The sequence below is a fragment of the Oribacterium sp. C9 genome (genome assembly GCF_002007235.1).
Classification (GTDB): domain Bacteria; phylum Bacillota; class Clostridia; order Lachnospirales; family Lachnospiraceae; genus Oribacterium.
On the sequence record NZ_MUHW01000028.1, the window covers coordinates 1 to 21,301 of the forward strand.

Consider the following 21,301-nt stretch of genomic DNA (forward strand, 5'->3'; position numbering starts at 1 on the left):
ATTCGGCAAATCGTTCTATAGCATATGTTTTACCTGTCTGACGAGCACCCTGAAGCACGAGACATTTTTTGTCTTTGTGTTCTACCCACGATTCAAGCTGCTTGAAAATCTTTCTTTTTAACATGATTTATACCCCGGAAATATTAGGATATAAAAATTATACACGCCAATCAACATTTTGAAAAGGAACAATATGCTTTAAATCAACATTTTAGAAGGGAGAAATGTTGACATATCAGCATTTTGGACAAATGTCTTATTCTATATGTCCCTCAGCCTCTTCTTCATCCTATAGAATGTAGCTCTCCCGATATGTAATTGTTCTGTGATTTCTTTCTCTCCAAGGCCCTGATCGAGAAGCTCTTTAACCTTCGCAGCTTGTGCGTCAAGCTTTTCAGGATTTGGCTTTCTTCCGGCTGGTTTAGTCACGGCTACAGTATCAATAATATTCTGATACTTCTTTTCCAGTATCAATAGTCTGCCTTTAAGCATACTATTTTCGTTTTCAAGTTCAAATATTCTATCACGGTCAGAGATAGGGATATTTATAGGATTTCTGAATCTCCAATAGAGTTTGCCTTCAAAATCTCTTTCCCAAACATCCCTAAAGACTATTTTGCCTGTAGAATCGCTATGAGATACAAGTATTCTTGGTTTATCTTCTATTGGTTTATCTATGCTAAATTCCGGTCGGATTGCGATAAGACCACGTAATCCTGTTCTGGAATGACATGCAGAAAGAATCTCATACTGATGCTCAGTAGGATCACCGTGAGGTACAATCTCACCGGAATGTAGCGCATAAGTACTTATGATCATCTTCTCTTCTTCTTTTGTGATCCAAGTCTTCCGTTTATCCATAATGTCACCTCCGGAAAGTATCATTATGTTAATGATACCGAAAGAGATGAGAGATAGCAATAAAAAAAGAAAGCTCCAAGTTTTCTTGTATGGTTGAGGGTTTACTGAATTAATTTGATCTGACAATAAATCATCTAGACTTTTGTTTCCTAGCCTGCATGCTTTACTTACTGAATTTCACGTTGCCTAATGATAAAATGTTTGGATATAATAGTATTACAAACACATGACAAATACATGCATAACAAATACAGCGTTAATGGAGGTGCTTTATATGAATGAACAGGTACTGATCCAATTCAGAGTAGATAAGGCATTAAAGCAAGAGGTGTCTGATATTTATGAGCAGTTGGGAATGGATCTTCCCACCGCTTTTAGAATGTTTATGAAAAAGAGCAAACAGGTGAGAGGCCTTCCTTTTGATGCCACACTACCAGAAACAAATGCAAGAGAAGATTTTAGAGTAGCTTTTAACGCTTTAAGAGATGAGGCATCCGAAGCGCCTGAAATAACCCTTGAAGAAATAAATGCTGAAATATTAGCAAGTAGAGCAGATCGTAAGAGGGAATGATTTATGCGGTCATAGATACTGTATTCAGAATGCAACAGGTTAACAACTTGGAGGGTATCCTGTTTATAAAACTGGATATGTTACAGCTATAAAAAAGATACTTGAAGAATTATAGTCATAAAAAAGAGCATTTATAACCGTAAAGTTATGCTCTTTTAGTTTGATTATATGTAATCAAACTACTTTCCGCTTAATATAAGGCTTTAATGGCATTTGTTATACTATTTACCTTATATTCGATTTAAATGAAAGGCCTTTTTGAGGATTTCCAAACTTGTGTGGTCTGACTTATTTGGGGTCTAAAAACAGATTTTTAATGAATTTTATAAAAAGAGGAGATCTCCATTTTTAGAGACCTCCTCTTCTTTTTTGCGTCTTACGACCATTACCTCCCGAACATATTATTGGATTGCTCTAATATTCAATAAATAATAGAGAGGTTACATGAACATTATAACAGACTTACTGGACCTTGAAGATAATGATGTTACCATCACTAACATTACCATTGAAGAGTCCACAAAATAAATCACTTTGAAAACTACTACAAAGGAATTATTCTGTCCTGTGTGTGGTTTCCGTATGCATTCCCGAGGCATCAGAACCCGTAAGGTATCTGTCGCATAAATCTTTTCAATCCACACTCCTCATACGAGGAGTGACATGAGCTGTCAATGTGTCAAATCAAAGCGACCATTTCAACCCACACTCCTCATACGAGGAGTGACTGCAAATATTAACTTAACTGCATAAGAGTAATATCAATACATCTGATGTAGTCATATCACAGCCTGAACGATTTGTCAAACTGTTACAGTTCATTTTCTGATAATTTGTGCAATATGTTTAATTTGCCATGTGCGAACCTCTTTGGATTTTTATGTTTGCTATACATTCGCCATAACACTTAAGCATTATGCTTTAAAATCAGTAAAACATGTATCTGAATTTCAATATTTGTATTCAATCAATATGAACGATAATATATTCTACCTTTCGAGTTACCATCAAGCGTATTTTTAACTATATAATACTGCTTCAATGAGAAATCCTTCATTTCAGCATGCAGAAATATTTGCGCTTGGAAGTAAGAAAAAGCAGATATAAGCCGAAACTATGCATCTCCATCATTAACATGACTTTTTTCTCCAGAAAGATACGATTTCTATACTGGTCAAATAATATTTTGAAATCTTATTTGGCGCTTCACATCATCATTTTGAGAAGGCAAAAAATATTCGAATCATCATTTCAAACCATATAGCTCGTTATATGTACCTCTCAGCCTCCTTTTCATCCTATAGAAAATAGCTCTCCCAATATAAAGCTGTTCAGTAATCTCCTTCTCACTAAGTCCCTGATCCTGCAGTTCCTTGACCTTTCCAGCTTGTACATCAAGCTTTTTTGGATTAGCCTTTCTTCCGGCTGGCTTAATCTCCGCCTTTGTATTAAGAAGACGGAGATACTTTCTTTCCAATAGACAAATCTTATCTGTTTGTTCACGTATGGTAAATTCAAGATCATCTATTTCTTTACAATCAGATATTGGAACATTTATCGGATTTCTGAATCTCCAATATAATTCACCCTCCGAATTCCTATCCCATATGTCATTAAAGGTTTTTTACCGGTCGAGTTGCTATGAGACACAATAATCCTTGGTTTGTCCCCAAACGGTTTTTCGGGGTTAAATTCAGGCTTAATGGTTATGAGTCCGCGTCTTCCTGCTCCGGAATTCTGCGCAGGATGAACCTCATGCTGATGCTCGTCAGTGTTCTCACAAGAACAATCTCGCGAGAGTGAATTGAATATGTACGAACTATCATCTTCTCTTCTTTTGTAATCCCGGTCTTCCGCAAATCCATAGCACCGTCTCCCCGATAAGTATCATTAACTTAATGATACCGCAAGGAAATTAGGGATATCGACAAGAAAAGCAGATGCAAGTAAAGTTCAACTTACATCTGCTTTGTTTTTACTTTGTTCTTAGAATTACATTAACCGAATGCGTCAAATAAACAGTCCCATCTTTAGCCTTTATCTGGATCATGTCTGAGTTCTCATAATCCGTCCATGAGGAAACCTCAACGGTTCCGATACCATTAATGTCAGCATATTTGTATGCCCAGGTTGTATCAACGATAGTTCTGTTGCAACCTGTGATCATCATTCCTAACAAAGCTGATAAAATCATAATTTTATTCATTTTACCACCCTCCATCTTCTTTACTAGCGCTATAGATATAGTCTCGATATAAAAAGCATTTATTCGTACAAAGTATGTATCAATAAGATTTTTGATATAATTGGCAAATCACCGTGAGTTAGAAGAAAATCCAATAACCAGATTATCTCTTTTTTGGCAATTTGGAGCCTTTACATGCCTTCTTACAGCCATGTAAAAGAATGCTTTCGGCTACATTTAAATGTTGCCTATCGCTTCTGCATTCTACTTAAATAATGAGCCGGAACATGTTTCGTAAGCCACACTCCGTTTACAGAACGATAGAATTTTTCATGATCCCGAAACATTTCAGCACTCTTAACTATATAGATTACCGGTTTCCCGTGTCTGCACCCGACTTTACGGGCTGTCTCCTCATTCTTAGACAGATGTACATACAATCTGGATTTAGGAATCAGACCTTGCTCGTCAATATATTTAACATACTTTTCACCGGTACCATGATAGAGTATCTCAGGTGGCTCCACTTCTTCTAGTTCCACATCCACAGGGATGGAATGCCCCTGATTTGCCCGAATAAGAGTTTTGTCCTCATTAAATGAGTACCTCTGTTTCTCATCCTCTGCGACTATGCGCTCTAAAATATCCATATCCAGAGGATGCGTTTTATTGATGCCTTTTATAAGCTCATCAACATTTGCCCATCCGTGTTCATCAAGAGTTATTCCGATCACCTCCGGCTTGTGCCTAAGTATCAGTGATATAAATTTACTTGTTTCTCTTTCATTCATTTCCCTTACTCCCAGTACCTTGCTATAAGTCTTTCCATATTCGCCCTGCCCAAGGGGTTAGAGGTATGTATCTCTATAGGATAAAATGTCTCCCTTTCTGCCAGCCAGTCCAAAAGCTTTATTCCGTCGCCTCCCTCACAGTAATAGTCTCCGAGATCATGATCGAGATCCAGGACTTCAATCTCAATACCGTCTCTTTCGGCTTCCTCAATAAGTGCAATGGCTTCATTTACTGACTTTACGCCTTCATACCCTTCCGGCACCGGACGTAGGTCATCCAACCATATCTTCATAGGTCTTTCTCCCTTCTAAACTATCTATTAGTCGGATTTTTCGTCTTTTTTCAATCTGAAACCTGCACCCTCATATGTACGCACAGGATTACCTCTCACTATCTGTGCATGTCTGCTCCAGGCATCATTTTTCTGCTTATCTTTATTCGCGGTGTTGATCTCCCGAAGTATCGATGTAAGCTTCTTAAGGGCATCCTGGATATTTGCATGCTGTGAACGTTCCTTTGTTGATGTTACTGTTATCCCTGTAGGAAGATGTGTCACACGGACTCCGGTCTCGACCTTATTGACGTTCTGGCCACCGGGGCCTCCGCTATGGAACTTCTCTATCTTTATCTTTTCCTTCGTAAATCCGGCATCCACTTCCTCTGCTTCAGTAATAATGCTTACATCCACGAACCAGTTCTTTCTCTTATGCCCGGGTCTGTAGCTGCTCTTACAGACCCACAGCATGGTGCCTTTAAGCTCCGATAAATCCTGCTCGGAACTAAAAATGATAGACGAAAAAGCTCCATCTATTTCACCTTTCACAGATGTTACCATATCTATATCAGGGAACTCTTTTTTGAGTTCCCTGTATATTCCGCCAACAGCCGCCCTGCATTCTACCGGACCCATCCCGGAACTTATCTGCATTATCATCTCTCATTGCCTCCCTTATAGTTATATACAGGCTTAAGGATCTTTGTAATCTCAACGCTGTCACCTACAGCATTTCTGATATAATCCATGTCTCTGTATGCAAAAGGAGCTTCATCAAGAGTCTCTTTTCCTATACAGCTTGTGTATATCCCTTTCATGAAAGCTTTAAATTCAGAAACAGTATGTACTGAGGGAACGGCATCCCTGGACATTATCCTTCCGGCACCATGTGGAGCTGAACAGTTCCATTCAGTGTTTCCTTTTCCCTTCCCGAGCATCACCCCATCCCGCATGTTTATGGGAATGATGACGTCCTCGTCTGTTTTGGCAGATATTGCACCTTTTCTGATCATCACATAATCAGCAGCCTCTTCGATGTAATTATGGATACAGCTCTTTTCTTCACCTGTTTTCCATTTCATGCCTTTGCAGATCTCTTTTATCATGATGCTTCTGTTCAGTTCTGCATATTCCTGCACCATCCTAACATCATGTATATAGTCTGAAAGCAGCTCGTCTGTAAGATACGTGAGCTCATACGGTACATCTTTCCCCTGTTCCTTCAAAAGCTTATGGCCTTTATCCATATAGTACTCAGCTACTTCTTTACCAAGATGACGGCTTCCGCTGTGAACGATGAGATATCCTTCACCTTCTTCATCCCTATCGATCTCGATAAAATGATTTCCACCACCGAGAGTTCCAAGACTCCGCAATGCCTTTTCATCTCTTATATGCTTCCCGCATTTAAGGCTGCCAATGTCAAACTCTTCCGCATTTCTATGAGCCGTATTCCGAATCTTAAATCCGGCAGGTACATTGTCCCTTATGACCGTATCAAGTTTCTGGAAATCCTTTCGTATCTTTCCGATAGGCACCATGCTCATACCGCATCCGATATCAATACCGATAAGAGCCGGAACAATAGCACCCTTTACAGTCATTGTGAGCCCGATAGGGCCTACCTTCCCCGGATGGACATCCGGCATGACACAAATCGAGCTTCCTTTTGAAGCCTCCATATCTGCTATCATCCTGATCTGGTCGATTGCATACTGCTCTACGTTCCCGTCTTCTATGTCGCCGATGCACATTACCTTAGCATCAGCATATTTTCCTTTTATTTGTATCAAAATAAAACCTCCGATATTCAGAGGTCATGTAAATCGTCCGTTCAAAAAATGGATAAACTGATAGAATTATCAGCCAAAAAGACAGCGGACAACCATGCCTCTGTTGTTTTCAGTTACAAAATAATAATTAGTCATCATACGCTTCATGATCGTCCTCCTTTCTGCTCCCAAGGAGCAATAAAATCAAAAATTACTTGTTAAGTTTACCGCTCCTGCCAGCCACGGTCAATAAAGTGATGGTTTACAGGTAGCTTTATTATAGAAAACCGGGACTTGAACCAGTTTTCTAAAGCAGCACCGACTGGACATAATAATAGACCAGTACTTATCTTGGCAGTCAGTTTATAATGCACAGAACCCCCATAAGAGTGATTCTCAAGCTGGCTTTAGATATCTTCTTTCCTCTTCCTTCCTCCTTCTTCCCTCTCTCCTATTACTTCCTCCTCAGCTTTTCATCTTTTTCCTCTTTTTTTCCAATTTTATTTTAAAAAAAGAGAAAATCTGGATTCCTGAATCTGATCCCGTATTCAAAAAAGGAAAAGAATACGGAGAAAAAAGGGAAGGGAATGGAATATCAGAAAGGAAGATGAAAGAAGGAAGAAGGAAGAGGGATAACGTGCCCGAAATTACATACACTGGTGCATATAACATAGTCGCCATATATCTGTTGGCCTGGACTATAACTCTTTTGTGTAAAATATGATAAATAAGCCATTTAACAGATTTGCGGTGTTTTATTTAACACATTTGAGGTGACCTGCTTATTTGTTAAACCATTATGCTCAAGATATCCTTGGTTCTATGCCTGAACAAGTCTTTACTATTTTCCTCAAGAAACACTAGTTCTTTTAAATATCAAATGTTTTTAAAATGATCGTTAATAATGAATAGTAATTACACGCCTCCGTATTTGCTTACATCTATCTTATTCTGCTTAATTTCAATGCAGCTTCTCTATATAAAATGCTACTTGTCCAAAGTAGTAGTAAATAGTAATGTATTTATATAATAGTAGTAAGTTGTGATAATTATAATAAATGGTAGTAAGTTATGAAACATGAAGAATATACAAGCAATCCGTTCAGTCTAAGTTTAGGGGCAAAGTCTGCATTGTACATCAGCCGAGCAGATGAGGAAGAGTCAATCCTAAAGACATTTATGTCTGTTATACCTTTGTCACATATATATGTCATTATCGGGGCCATAGGCATGGGAAAGACCACATTGATGACATCTGTGACCACTAAGATCAAAGAGGATAAGTCCTGGATTCATATCAATATAGATTCAGAAGAACCTATACTCCAAACAATGAATTATCAGCTTAACAACATTGCAGCCACATCTCTATCACCAAAGGATCCATCTGTGCCTTTACCCACTTTGCCTATCAATTCCGATTCTAATGATGGCGATATCAGATACGCTCTTGATCAATTATTGCTGCTCATCAAGAACAATGGAAAAAAGTTAATCATCACCATAGACGACATTAGCAACTCCTCTTCCATACGGACCTTTACGGAATATTATCTTCATTGTATAAATGAAGACCTCCCATTATATGTGTTAATGACCGGAACATATAAGAATTACAGAGCTCTCTATAATAATAGAACATTATCCTTTTTAAAAAGAGCTCCAAAGATCACACTTGTGCCTCTCAGTGAAATCAGAATCGCCAGGGAGTTTGAGAAAATCCTGAATCTGCCTGAAGATGATGCAATCAAGCTGGCAAAACTGACCGGCGGATACACGTATGCCTTCCAGATACTTGGCCATTTAATATTTGGCTCCGGGGAAAAGGTTTTTTCCGATGAAATCTACAAGGATTTCAAAACTGAACTGTTTGATAATGCATATGAAAAAATATGGAGAGAGCTTTCAGTAAAGGAACGTGAGGTCCTCAAAATGATTTCGATGTATAAAGATGGAGGTGCCGTTTCCATATTGAAGCAACAGCTCAACATGGACAGTAACAATTTTTCGACCTACAGAGACATCCTGCAAAAAAGCGGGCTCATATATATGTCATCTTACGGAAAAGCAAAGACCTCTCTTCCATTATTCAGTGAGTATATCGATATTTTTTGCAGGTAAAATGTCTTATCGGACGCATCTGCAAGCGCCCGCATGGTCAGAGTCTCCTTTGTAGGCTCCTGTTGTAATATCACTCTGTTTGTCTGTCTTGATAAGCATACTTGGATTAATCTGTTTTATTGAGATTCATAAAAAGGTTCAAACCTGTATCCATATCAAAATCCCAGAACCATCCAATTCCATGTTGTAAACATAGCACATTGGATGGTTTAAAGAGTTCTATTATCGCGTTTTAAAACAATATTATGTTCTCGGCGGTATATACATCGGAAAAGATTCTCCTTGGGAATATGCTAAAAGGAAAGTGAAAAATGGCTCTGATTGGAAATTGCCAAAAATAGTATTCAGATAATGTCTTCGGCTTCAGGATGGCATCCTGCTTTTACAGTCTTCCGTTATTCACCTCTCCTCTTTGAGATTCATGTTAATATCATCGAACCTGAGCTGACCTATCTTGCTCCCCTCCTGCAGAGGTACGATCTGTATATCATCACTGTTCTTGACATTCTCCCGTTCGTAATCTCTTATCATCCGGTCCAACGTCCCTCTGCTGATCTTAAGTTTTTTCGCAAGGTCGATTTTACTTGTTTTCCGGCTCATGTAGTCGTTATAGTGTTCCGCAAATCCCGGAATCGTCTTTTTCTTTTTCCCTTTATACTTTCCTTCAATTTTTGCTCTCTGCACACCTTCCGCATGTCTTTCCGAACGAGCCTCCTTTTCAAATTCAGAAACCACCTTTATGGCCATTAATAATGCTTGCCCTGTAGTTGTTCTTGAATCTATTTTTTCTTTCCTACTAATGAGATGTACATTCTTTTTTGATAAGTCTCCTATTATTGATACAAGATCGTTCACATTATCCGTGAGTCTCAATAAATCGCTCACATATAGGGCATCGCCTTTTCTGACCGACCGCAGGAGTCTCTTTAGCTCTTTACGATCCTTGCTTTCCTCAAAATACCATTTATCAGCTTCACCTATTTCATCGATTTGCTGAGCCTTTGTTTTACCTTTAACACCGACTCTTACATAAGCTATATTAGCCATATACCACCCTTGTGTTCAATTAGAACCATTATTTATACATTTTGCACACTTATTATATGCCACCAGCTTTATTTGAACAACCATATGGTAAATGACTACCCCCAGTTATGATTTGATTAAAATAATACCTACTGTTTCAGTGAGCCTGAATTAAAGGTCACTTTTAGGCGGTAGGGCTATTCGTATGAAAAAAGGTATATCAAGCCTAGGGCCCCGTCTCGTGGAATGCATTGGAAACAATCTCCCTAAACCCATCAAATAAAAAAGATAAATTTATTTTATAAAAAATGATATTTCTTTGAAAAATCCCACATGTTGATTTTGTAATTAATTATTATTTCAAATGAAAAGGAGAATGTATAAATGACCAAAAAGATTAACAGTAATTGTGCCATGAATGAGGGAGAGACGAAAACTTATATCACTTTAGAACATGCATACTCGTATGGTTTAAGTATACAAGGAGGCAGATATCTTACAGATGAAGAAAAGAAAAGATGTAACCCAGAGTGTCGTGATTATATGATGGTTGGAATGGGCGAGCACATCAACCTTGAATACGTTACATGGGCTGATTGTCCCAACAGGGAACCTGACGGTGAATTTCGAGGATGTGGAAATAGTGTATGGATTATTACCAAGGCCGAGAAAGATAAATATCTTGCGCTTGAAGCACAACGTAAAAAAGCAGCAAAAGAGAAAAAAATAGCACAGGAAATACAAGATCTTGAACGCAAAATGGAAATTGCAAAAAAGAACGGAATTGCGTCAACAAAAGCAGAGGCTAATCGCATTATGAAAGACTGGAATGATATCTATAATGAAGGTGGATACGGATACGTCCCATACACATATTGCCAAGATGAATATGATTATATGGCAAAGAAATTGTTAGAATTGAAAGCTATAATTGAAGAAAAATAAAGGCTATTGATAAAGCCGGTGCTGATAGGGCTTCTTCATGAAAAGCCCTGTCACATCCATGGTTAATATTAGCTGGCTTTTATAAGAATGTTCTGCTCAGATCTCGTTTTTATTATTGCCAAAATAAATCATATCATAATATAGAATTGGCATAAGACCAAATAGTAGTAACTACAAAAATATTTATTAAGCCCTGTAGCGAGTGTTCTGAATGGAAAAGAGATTACAGCATGAATCGATTAATGTCAAAGCTGACTCATACAAAAGAGCTCACGCGTTTACAGGGCAACATAAAAATCAGTTAAAATCATAGCAGGAAGCAGAGGAATGGATATCACTTTACCCAAAATCCAATGAGTCCGAAAAATAATCAGAAAATGACTATCGGTTCTTGCCGACAGTCATTTTTTACTAATGTTTAATAAAGACTTTTTTCTTATTTGCAAGGTACTTGGCGGCTTTAGAGTCGTCTTGTTTAAGCAGAAGACCATTTAGTGATAGTCTTTCCAATATTTCCTTTCTAAAATAGGTAGATGGTTTGATTCCGATATATGCTGCTATTTCACCTGCGGTGTGTGCTTTATTATAGCAGTAGGAAAGGATTTTTAAGTCATTTTTTCCCTGAGTCAGTTCTTCTATGTAGACATCTACTACATCATCATCCTGATTTATGATTCCGTTTTTATAAGTAAGATCAGGGAGTGTTAATGTAAAAGAGTTGCTGTTGGCAGATATGTATGGAGAATATCCCTCGCCTCTTCCGGAATAATCAGCCTCGATATTATCAAAACCAGACCCTTTTTTCTCCATGTACTTACACATTTCCAAAATATCGCAAATGACATCATTTCTGCGTCTTGGAATAATAGAAGAGATATTCGTCTCTTTTATGAGCTCTCGTACGCCTAAAAGAGCTCCGGGCGATGTTATTTCGAGCCTGTCGTAAAAGATATTGATTTCTATCTGTGTGCCCTGCATGTAATAATTTCTGTGACCAACAGCGTTTACGACGCCTTCAGTAACAGCTCTTTCGGGATATGCGATATATTCTACCGTTTGCGTAGCTTCTTTTTTAAAGCCATTTGCGGAATGATTTTTTATAAAATCTATCGATTTTTCTATGACGGTAAGCAGATCCCCAACATATTCTTCTGTTGCAGTAACTACAGCTCCACCCTTATTTATCCCAGGCCATACAGTCGCTACTACCTTGGTTCTCGAATCAGTACAGTCATCAGCAAACAACTGTAAACCTCTTGAAAGTTGTCCCATATCAGAGATTATTTTCTTTGACATGAGTTCTTTCTCGGTTATTTTTGACTTTCGTTCCTGTGCGACGGAAAAGAGCTTGCTGAACTGTTCCCGGACAAAGGTCATATTGGTGAATGTTGTATCAAAGGGTGTATTATCACTCATCAGGACAAGATCTTTGATCTGCTCGGAAGTAGCGATATCTGTCCGGCCATAATTTCTTATGTATATTCCAAGAAGACCCTCTTCATGCAAAGCAACAGGGAGGTTCGCACTTTTTTTCACCTCTATAATTAGTACATATCTTGTAGAAGCATCCTGCTTTATTGGTATATCACTTATATCATAATCAATAACAGGATCTATACGTTCTCTGATGCAACGGTGGATCATCAGTATCACTTTGTCGGCGGTCTTTTTATCCAGTGCGACAACTTTGTGCTCTTTATCTTCGACCCCTATGATAAGTTTCCCGCCATCTGTGTTTGCAAAAGCGACAAGTGTTTTCAGCCATCCTATCTCTTTATTTTTACCGCTGGTGGTTTTTCCTTCTTCTATAATACCTTTATATTCTGTGTTCTTATTTTCTAAATTCAGCTCTGGCGCTAACTCTTCTATAAACATTATGCCCTCCATGCTTCAGCTTCTGTCTATATGATTATAAAAAATAAGCGTGAAGTTGTAAACAAATACTTCACTCGGCTTTACTATAAACTTCACTTAACTTCATTCTTTGCTTCACTCAACTTCACTGAAGACTTCGCACCATTGTGAAGTATCCTTTACTGGTATTGAAGCTCATGCTTCGAATAATTAAGGGATAGCATTATCGTGACATCATATAGATATTAATTGCAGACTCATTAAACCGTAATTTTACACTTGGTTACACATTTGAAAGAGGCAGTGACATCTGACGGATGCCTCGCCGAACTTCACACGGTGGAATATATAGGCCTATACGAGGTCGATAAGCCATTAGGTAACGACGGATTGTTGTACGATGGGGTTATGGTTTAGGACGACGATATTATACTATTAAAGAAGAAACTCCGGAAAACCTGCGTAGAAATATGGTTTTCGAGATCTTGGTGTTATTATATTATACTAAACCTGAATTATTCACGGCAAGAGGCTAAATCCGCCACAAAGCTGCAATATTACTGCTTTCTTTAAAAACTAACATTTTCACCCAAAAAGTGAACCCTTAAAATATAAAAAGAACTCCTGATTTGCTACAATTTATGTAGGGCTAGCAACCAAACATAAAGCAACAAAGGAAAAGCTCTATACATAGTTTAAGTGAAATTCAGTTATCATGCAACAAGCAGTTTAAGCTCAACTTCAACGGAGGTGAGCTGTCGTTACTGTTCACAGGTTGACTTGTAATAAAGAAAAAGCAGAGACAAAAAGTCTCTGTTTAGAAGCTCGGTTATTCAACAGCCGAGCAGTTTACTTAGTTATCGTCCTGCTTTCGCTTAGCTACAAGTAGATAATTTTTCTGAATGACATAAGTTTCCTTCAATCAGAAAAACGTGACTCCCATTACTGGTAATCACGCTGGCATTTTAGTAAGACGTGTAAGCATAATATCTCTCATCCGCGAGCGATTATATAAGAAGCGTCGTCGAAAAGGGACTCACATCCATCACCTTTCAGGTCCTGGCAGGCCATTCCTACCATTTCCCCTGTAAAACCATTTCCTACTACAGCTTCATCAGAAAGAAGCCTTCTGTCTAAAACTTTTCCTACTGCATTATACTGACCGTTTCCCTCTCTGTAATAAAAGAATATATTTTTTTCAGTAAAACGTATTTGCAGTTGTAATGTCTCTTCATTTTTTATGGCAACATCCTCTCCTTGACGGATTTCTCCATTCTCCACCTCCATAAGCTGCAATACGTAATTCATACTGTCGTCTGTTGTAAGATACAAAAAATCATAATTATCACAGTTGTAGTAACATGCAACTCCAGCCATATGGCGGTAATCCTTTGGTTTGAATCTCATTGTCACAGTGTAGCTTAAATAAAAATCAGTCACACGCCTTGCCAATAGAGAAACATTATATTTTGAAGATAATGAATTACCTCCTTTTATATGAAGGCCTTTTCCATCAGTAAAAATGCCATTCTTTTTTCTACATGATCTCAAAGTCATATAGGACAAAGATATATCATCGCTTTTAAAATTCAGATATTCATTTACGTCTTCTTTCACTTCTGCTCCCGGGATTTCCAAGTACTCTTCCGGCCTATGTCCATGTTCTGCGCAAAACCACTGGTCATTTGTATATATCATCTTCTGTATTGCAGTTTCACGGCCAAGAACACTATACCCGTCTACCGTTCTTGCACAAAGATAAGCCATATACCAATTACCGGCCCTTGTTTCAACAAGCTGACCATGACCGGCCCTTTTCAAGAGAAGGCTGTCGTCATCGAAAGAAGTGATCACAGGATTATATGGGCTTAACTCATATGGACCTTTTAAATTCTTGGAACGGCACATAGTCACTCTATGTTCAAAGGAAGTTCCTCCTTCTGCACATGTCAGGTAGTAATATCCATTATGATAGTAAATATTTGGTCCTTCCGTAGTTCCTGCATCACTGCCTTTAAATATATGAAAAATATCCCCTATAAGCTTTTTCTTCTCAGGATCAAATTGCTGAATACATATTCCGGCAAATCGCTTGTGTGATAAACGATAATCAAGTACCATATTTACCAGCCATGTAGAACCTTCCGGATCATGAAACAAAGATGGATCAAATCCGCTTTTATTTAGCGCCACAGGCTTTGACCACGGTCCAAGTATATTTTCCGCTGTCACCAGATAGTTAATGGTATCCTTGAACCTGCTCCTATTTGTATAAACTATTGTATATAAAAGGTAATATACTCCATTATGGCATGTAAGGTTAGGAGCCCATATTCCGCATGAAGGGTCAATTCCCTCCAAATCCAGATACTTTTCATCTGTCAATGCATATGTAATAATCTCCCAGTTCAATAAGTCTCTGGAATGATGGATGCATACACCTGGAAACCATTCAAAGGTAGATGTAGCAAGATAATAGTCATCTTTTACTCTCAATATAGATGGGTCGGGACGAAAACCTTGAAGAACCGGATTACTTTTTTTCATTATCTACCTCCTTTGCTGCAAATACTATTGATCCTCACCTCATTTGATCCCAAATCTAGCCCTATAGCCTGCCCATTGTTTTTCAAAAAAATAGTTTTCACATGGAATCGGTCGAACCGGTCTCCACTGTATCTCTGTATGAGGGCGGGCCTCTGTGAATTTTAATGCGCATTCCTGTATGATATCCTGCCCTCCCCCATCATCTTCGGTAAAACGGAATATCTCAGGGAATGAAACGTCAGGCAAAACTCCATATGAATCTGTATATAACGCAGAACCTCGGCTTTTATGACCTTTCTCGACATAATCAAGCATCGCAGAAATATAGACAATCGCCGCAATAAGAGTATCTCTGAGATGAAAATGTAAAATCCATTCTTCTTTATTTTTCGGTCTTTTTTCCAGGTCAGGCAGAGAAAGCCATAACTTATTCATATCCTTCAACTCTTCCCGAAGTTTATCGCTATTACGAATCATAGCGGCATGAAGAGACATGTGCTTTGTAACCTGCCTGTAGAGTTCATAAACCGGAGTGGTACCGTGAATGTATGTAACAAGTTTTACTACTTCCTTAGCCCTTTCCAAAAGATTGGACTTTTCCTTTCGCTCGAACAACTCTTCTTTTCTTTGAGAAATAGTCTCCGCAATACGAATAGCCGCAGCCTGTCCCGAATTAAGTGCACTTCCACCAGGTCGAAAAATACCATGAGTTCCTGCAGCTTCTCCAGCTGCAAAAATACCATGCACAGAAGTTTCCCATTTGCTGTTTACCGATAACCCTCCATTGTTATGCTGTGCACAAACTGCAATCTCCAGATAATCTCTTGAAAGATCAACTTCTTTATCCATATAAAACTGAACCGCCGGCATATTCATCTTACGAAGGCGCTCTATAGGAGTTCCAAAACAAACGTCAGCATTTTTCAGATAAAGCTTGGCTTCGTCAGAAAGGCATTCAAAATCAATATCCTCATCACAGCTGTTTCTCGTGAAATCAAGATATACACGCCGCCCATTCAGAACGGTTTCCTTATATACTAGTAAGTCTATTATTGATGAACCATTAATGACTTTCCTTACATCAAAGGGCCATTGATATCCCTTCAGAAAAATCATTGACATCATTTCATATTTGTTTTTAAAAAAATCCAAAAGAAATTCACGCTCACAAGATCCATCAGGATTTATGGATATAAATCTTGGAAGAGTCTGCATATAGGTTCCTGAAACATTCCAGCGTGGAGAAAGTGACGCCATTCCAAACTGCCATTCTGTTAAATTCTGACCATGTATTCCGCAGGATAAAGCAACGCCTGTTGCACCGAACTGAGAAGCAGGATATACCCTGTCGTGAAATAGCTCAGCAGGCCCTCCAGTTGCAAGAATCAGATTCTCACATTGAACCAAAACAAACGGTATTTTTTCACCCTCATTGACACTGCTTAAATTTAGTTTGGCAGAATTCTCATTTGACGCGTCAAATAAGTGTGTGCTTATACTTTCATCCTTTCTTTCCCCTCGTTCATAAAACAGAGCTCCTGTAACATGTTCGTCATCTGTGAATATATGAATCAGTTGCAGATTTCCGATAATCTCTATCTCCAACTCTTTTGCCTTTTTTTCCAGTTTTTCAGTCATCATTTTTGACGTATATGGGCCTGCGCTCGTTGCTCGTTTTCCCCGGTCATGGTCTGTCTTATATCCTATGTATTCGCCGTATTCAGTACACGGAAACGTAACGCCAAGCTCTACCAGATTATAGAAGCCTCTCGTGGAAAGTGCCGCTTCAGATAGCGCTATATCCCCGTCAACTGCGCCACCGCTCATAAGATCTTCTGCCATATTCAGGACTGAGTCCTCCCCATCAGCCAGTGACAGTTTATAGTAGGTCTGTTTATCAGAACCTGTATTTCTCGAAGTACCGGCATTTATATTTTCAGTAATGATCGCCGTATTTATTTCACCAGATTGAAAAAGCCGGACAGCAGTAGCGTATCCGGCTGCACCTGAGCCGACGACCACATTTTTGATCTTCATAGTTCTCAAGTTATTCATATTCCTATATTCCTTTATTTCAAAGTCTCCGAATGTGGAATCCTCCATCTACATCCACATAATTTCCAGTCGTATAACGAACACTGTCGGAGCAGAAAAATGCAACCATCTCAGCAACATCCTCAGGTTCTCCCCATCTTGCTATCGGAAAAACCCCTTCCGAGATCAGTCTGTTGTATTTCTCTTCTACAGCACTTACCATATCTGTATGGATAACACCTGGTCGTATCTCATTAACGATGATATCATCACCGGCAAGCCTGTCAGCGAAAAGCTTTGTTATCATTGATACTGCAGCTTTTGAAATGCAGTATTCACCTCGAGAAACTGAAGAAACTTCAGCGGAACATGATCCTACGTTTACTATATGTCCTTTAGTGGGAAATATCTTTTCCTGCAGAATCATTCTTTTAGCAACCTGTTGTGTTAAAAAAAACGTGCCCTCAGCATTAATTGACATAACTCTTTCATAGCTCTCCCCGGACATTTCAAGAAGATCCTTTCTCAAAAGAGGTGCAACACCTGCATTGTTGACCAGAATATCAATTCTTCCAAATCTCTCTAAGGTTTCTCTTAAAAGCTTTTCTCTGTCATCTTTATCGGAAAGAGAACCCTGTACATACAGAAACGGTACATTTTTTTTATTGAATTCCTCATCTATCTTATCCTTATATTTGTTAAGGGGGCCTGTTGCAAAGACAACTATATTACATCCCTCCATGGCAAGTTTCCTTGCTATGGCAAAGCCAATTCCACGACTTCCTCCCGTGATGACAGCAGTTTTGTTCATCCTAATCTCCTCATCTATTGCAATAAGTTTTTTATCACATCATCTATCCTATAGACGCTTCATCATCTGATTAGCTTCTATATATACTTTTAGTAGTTATCCACTGAACACATATCAGCCTCTGAAATTTGCCGGCTGGTTTTTCTTTATTTCCTGAAACTTACGATAGAAAGGTAAAAATGTTTCTGTATCACGAATCACACATCCCGTTGGCTGATGAGCTCTAATCAGGTCACCGCATTTTCCACAAGTGAGACAAACACGTTTTGGGCAGATTCTTCCCTGTTCGATAATTTCGTTCGCAAAATCCGGATTAGCAAATGACATACGTCCAAACAACATGCCATCACAGAAACTCTGTTCTACTGCACCGGCAGCATAAAGGTCACTATATTCACGAAGATAGGTAGGTGCAGAAGCATAAATTATCATTTCAGGAACAGATTTTTTCACTTCCCCGATGCTTTGTATCATCCTGGAAATTCCTTCCAGGGGATGCTCCTCCGGATTATATTTACCGGCATCAAATGGTCTCGTTATGTGAGTAGTAGCATATGGATTTCCCATGGTGAGGTTTAGCATCGACAGACCGTATTCCTCATGAAGAAGCTCAACAAGACGTATCGGCTCTGTAAGATCCACACCTAAGTTACCGGCACTGACACCAAAGCCGTAAGGATATGGGTATCCATCATAAATCCCTATTCTTGCAGTCACCATGAAGTTTTCTGTTTCATGTACCTTGGCTGCTCTTATTCCGTTTCGTAAAAGTCTTGTTCTGTTCTCAAAATCCCCTCCGTACTCTCCTTTTCTGAGATATGCTGCGGAGAGCTCCTGAAGCAGATACCCATGACAGGACTTGATGTCTATCGCATCAAAGCCTGCTTTTTTTGCAAGCAGGGCTGCTTCACCAAATTTCTCTTCCAACCCTTTCAAATAGTCATCTGTAACTATGTTTTCATCGGATGCCTCACGAAACTCTTCGAGAAAAGGATTACGAAATGCTATCATCGGATGAGGTTTGTTGTCCGGATTTGAATATCTCCCACTGTGATTAGCCTGCATAATCAGATATGGCGCAAAACCGTTTTTCTTTATGCCGGCTTCCTTTACTGTATCTGTAAGTCGTTTAAATGACTCAAGATTATTCTTATCAATATACAATTGGGTTGCTGAAGAACGTCCCTCCGGAACGATAGATATGGCTTCAAACCAGATAAGGGCACTTCCTCCTTCTGCATCCCGGATATAACGACGTTTTGTGAACTCGGATGGAGAACCGTCCGGAAGAGAATCAGCCCCTTCCATCGGAGCTATTCCCAGACGGTTTGGTAATACATGCCCACCGAAAGAAATCGGTGTCTTCAGAATTTCTGTATTATCAGAAAATGGAATAGAAATATTCAGAGTATCTATTTCATCCTGTAAAGATTTCAGTGTCTTATAATGAAATTTCTTATGTACAGCCATCGAAATTCACCCATTTATTTCTTTTAAAAGATTTAAGTATTCTTTTGCATCATCAAAAAACTGCTCTTTTGTATCACCCATGACAAATTCCAAGAGTCCATACCTTGTAAGAGAAGTATCAACATGGGAAAAATACGTTTTCCATTCTGATATTCCCTCACTAAATGGTCTTCGTCCTCTTTCATCCCAGTGATAAACATGAATATTCAGAAGCTTCCTTTGTGATTCGACTAAATCTAATCCGGCAGTACGCTGTTCCATGCTTAATTCCATGGTTGGCTGCCACAGGCAATAAAGATTATCACTTTCCACTTCATTTAAAAATCTGAGTGCTGTCTCGTTTGTGTCTGTCACAGTATTCTTATGCCATTCAAGCGCCACTTTAATACCGTATTTCTTCGCTTGGCTTGATATACGTGAAGATTCATCCTTCAATGATGTCCATTCTTCCTGTGACAGATCTTTAGTGGCTTTCGTACCACCCCAGATTCTGATAACAGGAGCTTTTAATGCCACAGCATTATCAATTGACATTTGAAATCTTCTTTCAGGATCTTTTTCCGTGGCTAATCTGAAATAGGAACCATAGGCAGCTATCTCAATACCTCTTTCTATAGTTCGGCTTCTCAAGTTTTCTGAAAAATTCTTATCTCCTAGCGGAACATGCCAGTTTTCAGACCATTCTATCCCGCGTAATCCGGCTTTTCCTGTCTGTTCCAGAACAAAATCAGGACTTTCATTTTTAAATGTTGCAGAGACTATACCCGGAAGTATCATGGTTTACTACGACCTCTTTCTATACCGGCTTCTTCAAAGGAAGCACGCAATATACCTTTTTTGTCCACAAATAAAGCTTTTGTCGGACAAACCTGAAAACAATATCCACAGCCTATGCAGGCATCTGTTTTTTGAGCTTTTTTCTCTTTTAATTCGATTCCCTCATGCCAGCAGACATCCAAACACCTGCCGCATCCAATACACTTATTCTGATCAACAGAAGCATTCTGATATGCATCAGCAAGTCTGTTCTGTCTTGAAAGTGTAAAATCCTTGTCCATCTGAAATAGTTTCAATCCGTCACCAACAAGCGAATCCATATCCTTATATCCATTTTCATCCATCCACTTGCTCACCTGGTCAATCAGTTTTTTGCATTGGCTTACACCACCGGAGCATGCAAGTGCACCTAACTGTACCATTTCAGATCCGGCCATAAGGATACGGAGTGCATTTTCATAATTAAATACTCCACCCCCGCCATAAAGAGGAATCTTTACACCAGCTGTACGCGCCTCGGCAATGGAATAACATACGAGGGGCGTTGCCTGTGTTCCACCATAACCTGCTCCTGGACGTGCCTCCGTTCCCCTCCAGTCAAGGTCCATATAGAATCCTTTCCATCTTGCAGTTGGACCGGCTGCAGCTGCACCGGCTGCTTCTGCAATCCTCATTGAAGTGAGCGCATCAACGGATTCTATTGCAAGTTTTGCCATAACAGGTACATCAGGTACCGTTTTTTTCATGATTTCGATGCAGTGACGAAGCAATTGGTGATATGCAAATGTACGATCCTTTGCCACAGCCACACCGGGAGTATTGAAATGAAGTTCAATTGCATCGGCTCCGGCACGTTTTAATTCCACAGCCTGATGTTCCCAGTCTTTCTCCCAGTCCCCGCCTTTCACAATATCACTGTAGTGTCCGACCGAAACCCAGAGTTTTATATCCGAGTCCATCTCTTTTTTGATTTTTTCTACTTCCTCACAATATTGTTCAAGAGTTGTTACCTCATCCTTGATCTGTCTTCCAACAGCATGGGAATGTATAGCCATATTTCCGGCATACATATCAGATGAGTCCGGCCCAATAAAAGAACCGCCGCCTGAACCATGTCCGAAATTTCTGAGAACGATCGCACCAGGGCGCATTTTTGCAGTTTTCAAAACATTTTTTGCCCCCTGTGTTGCCGGACTGGATGCTACAACAAAAGGATTTATCATATCAAATTTCTTTACATATAAGTCAGCCATCTCCCTGC

19 protein-coding genes are annotated in these 21,301 nt (G+C 39.1%); 3 read left to right on the forward strand and 16 right to left on the reverse strand.

Annotated elements, in window-relative coordinates:
- Positions 1-261 precede the first annotated feature (261 nt).
- Entirely contained in the window at positions 262-861 is a 600-nt protein-coding gene (locus tag BXO88_RS14295; RefSeq protein ID WP_078038406.1) for a helix-turn-helix domain-containing protein, read from the reverse strand.
- A gap of 274 nt (positions 862-1,135) precedes the next feature.
- Here BXO88_RS14295 and BXO88_RS14300 point away from each other — a divergent pair, with 274 nt between their 5' ends.
- On the forward strand, positions 1,136-1,432 hold the full coding sequence (locus tag BXO88_RS14300) for a type II toxin-antitoxin system RelB/DinJ family antitoxin (RefSeq protein WP_078038407.1): 297 nt from the start codon (positions 1,136-1,138) through the stop codon (positions 1,430-1,432).
- Between the two features lie 1,246 nt (positions 1,433-2,678).
- On the opposite strand, the gene BXO88_RS14305 is transcribed toward BXO88_RS14300, so the two are convergent.
- From BXO88_RS14305 to BXO88_RS14330, 7 genes are all read right to left on the reverse strand, one after another.
- Positions 2,679-2,909: a hypothetical protein gene (locus BXO88_RS14305; protein WP_078038408.1), complete on the reverse strand. Its 231-nt coding sequence runs from the start codon at positions 2,907-2,909 to the stop codon at positions 2,679-2,681.
- 229 nt (positions 2,910-3,138) lie between these two features.
- Positions 3,139-3,297 (reverse strand): hypothetical protein, encoded by a 159-nt coding sequence (locus BXO88_RS16590; protein WP_168171729.1) that lies wholly within the window; start codon positions 3,295-3,297, stop codon positions 3,139-3,141.
- A 110-nt stretch (positions 3,298-3,407) separates the two neighbouring features.
- A complete protein-coding gene (locus BXO88_RS14310) occupies positions 3,408-3,638 on the reverse strand; it encodes a hypothetical protein (protein ID WP_078038409.1) in 231 nt (76 codons plus the stop codon).
- Between the two features lie 227 nt (positions 3,639-3,865).
- Entirely contained in the window at positions 3,866-4,408 is a 543-nt protein-coding gene (locus BXO88_RS14315) for an RNA 2'-phosphotransferase (RefSeq protein WP_139355609.1), read from the reverse strand.
- 5 nt (positions 4,409-4,413) lie between these two features.
- Positions 4,414-4,701, reverse strand: a complete 288-nt coding sequence (locus BXO88_RS14320) for a cyclic-phosphate processing receiver domain-containing protein (RefSeq protein WP_078038411.1) — start codon at positions 4,699-4,701, stop codon at positions 4,414-4,416.
- A 27-nt stretch (positions 4,702-4,728) separates the two neighbouring features.
- The gene (gene prfH / locus BXO88_RS14325; RefSeq protein WP_078038412.1) at positions 4,729-5,343 is read right to left on the reverse strand and encodes a peptide chain release factor H; all 615 of its coding nucleotides are present in this window, start codon (positions 5,341-5,343) and stop codon (positions 4,729-4,731) included.
- Complete coding sequence (locus BXO88_RS14330) at positions 5,340-6,437, reverse strand: RtcB family protein (RefSeq protein WP_078038434.1); 1,098 nt, start codon at positions 6,435-6,437, stop codon at positions 5,340-5,342. Before BXO88_RS14330 ends, prfH begins: the two co-directional genes overlap by 4 nt.
- A 1,089-nt stretch (positions 6,438-7,526) precedes the next feature.
- On the opposite strand from BXO88_RS14330, the gene BXO88_RS14335 reads away from it, so the two are divergent.
- On the forward strand, positions 7,527-8,576 hold the full coding sequence (locus BXO88_RS14335) for an ATP-binding protein (protein WP_139355610.1): 1,050 nt from the start codon (positions 7,527-7,529) through the stop codon (positions 8,574-8,576).
- 399 nt (positions 8,577-8,975) lie between these two features.
- Here BXO88_RS14335 and BXO88_RS14340 read toward each other — a convergent pair whose 3' ends face one another.
- On the reverse strand, positions 8,976-9,623 hold the full coding sequence (locus tag BXO88_RS14340; protein ID WP_078038414.1) for a recombinase family protein: 648 nt from the start codon (positions 9,621-9,623) through the stop codon (positions 8,976-8,978).
- A 363-nt stretch (positions 9,624-9,986) separates the two neighbouring features.
- Between BXO88_RS14340 and BXO88_RS14345 the strand changes: the two genes are divergently transcribed.
- Positions 9,987-10,547, forward strand: a complete 561-nt coding sequence (locus tag BXO88_RS14345) for a hypothetical protein (RefSeq protein ID WP_078038415.1) — start codon at positions 9,987-9,989, stop codon at positions 10,545-10,547.
- A 411-nt stretch (positions 10,548-10,958) separates the two neighbouring features.
- On the opposite strand, the gene BXO88_RS14350 is transcribed toward BXO88_RS14345, so the two are convergent.
- The 7 genes from BXO88_RS14350 to BXO88_RS14380 all read right to left on the reverse strand — a co-directional run bounded on the left by BXO88_RS14350 (position 10,959) and on the right by BXO88_RS14380 (position 21,293).
- Positions 10,959-12,434 carry an RNA-binding domain-containing protein gene (locus tag BXO88_RS14350; RefSeq protein WP_078038416.1) on the reverse strand — a complete coding sequence of 492 codons (1,476 nt, stop codon included), beginning with the start codon at positions 12,432-12,434 and terminating at the stop codon, positions 10,959-10,961.
- A 960-nt stretch (positions 12,435-13,394) separates the two neighbouring features.
- Positions 13,395-14,948, reverse strand: coding sequence for a glycoside hydrolase family 43 protein (locus tag BXO88_RS14355; RefSeq protein ID WP_078038417.1), 1,554 nt, complete (start codon positions 14,946-14,948; stop codon positions 13,395-13,397).
- A gap of 39 nt (positions 14,949-14,987) precedes the next feature.
- A complete protein-coding gene (locus BXO88_RS14360) occupies positions 14,988-17,003 on the reverse strand; it encodes an FAD-dependent oxidoreductase (protein WP_139355611.1) in 2,016 nt (671 codons plus the stop codon).
- A gap of 19 nt (positions 17,004-17,022) precedes the next feature.
- Positions 17,023-17,793, reverse strand: a complete 771-nt coding sequence (locus BXO88_RS14365) for a 3-ketoacyl-ACP reductase (RefSeq protein WP_078038419.1) — start codon at positions 17,791-17,793, stop codon at positions 17,023-17,025.
- A 114-nt stretch (positions 17,794-17,907) separates the two neighbouring features.
- Positions 17,908-19,263: an oxidoreductase gene (locus BXO88_RS14370; protein ID WP_078038420.1), complete on the reverse strand. Its 1,356-nt coding sequence runs from the start codon at positions 19,261-19,263 to the stop codon at positions 17,908-17,910.
- Positions 19,264-19,269: 6 nt separating this feature from the next.
- Positions 19,270-20,040, reverse strand: a complete 771-nt coding sequence (locus BXO88_RS14375) for a sugar phosphate isomerase/epimerase family protein (protein ID WP_078038421.1) — start codon at positions 20,038-20,040, stop codon at positions 19,270-19,272.
- Positions 20,037-21,293: a 4Fe-4S dicluster-binding protein gene (locus tag BXO88_RS14380; protein ID WP_168171730.1), complete on the reverse strand. Its 1,257-nt coding sequence runs from the start codon at positions 21,291-21,293 to the stop codon at positions 20,037-20,039. The genes BXO88_RS14375 and BXO88_RS14380 overlap by 4 nt, the downstream gene beginning before the upstream one ends.
- Positions 21,294-21,301 lie beyond the last annotated feature (8 nt).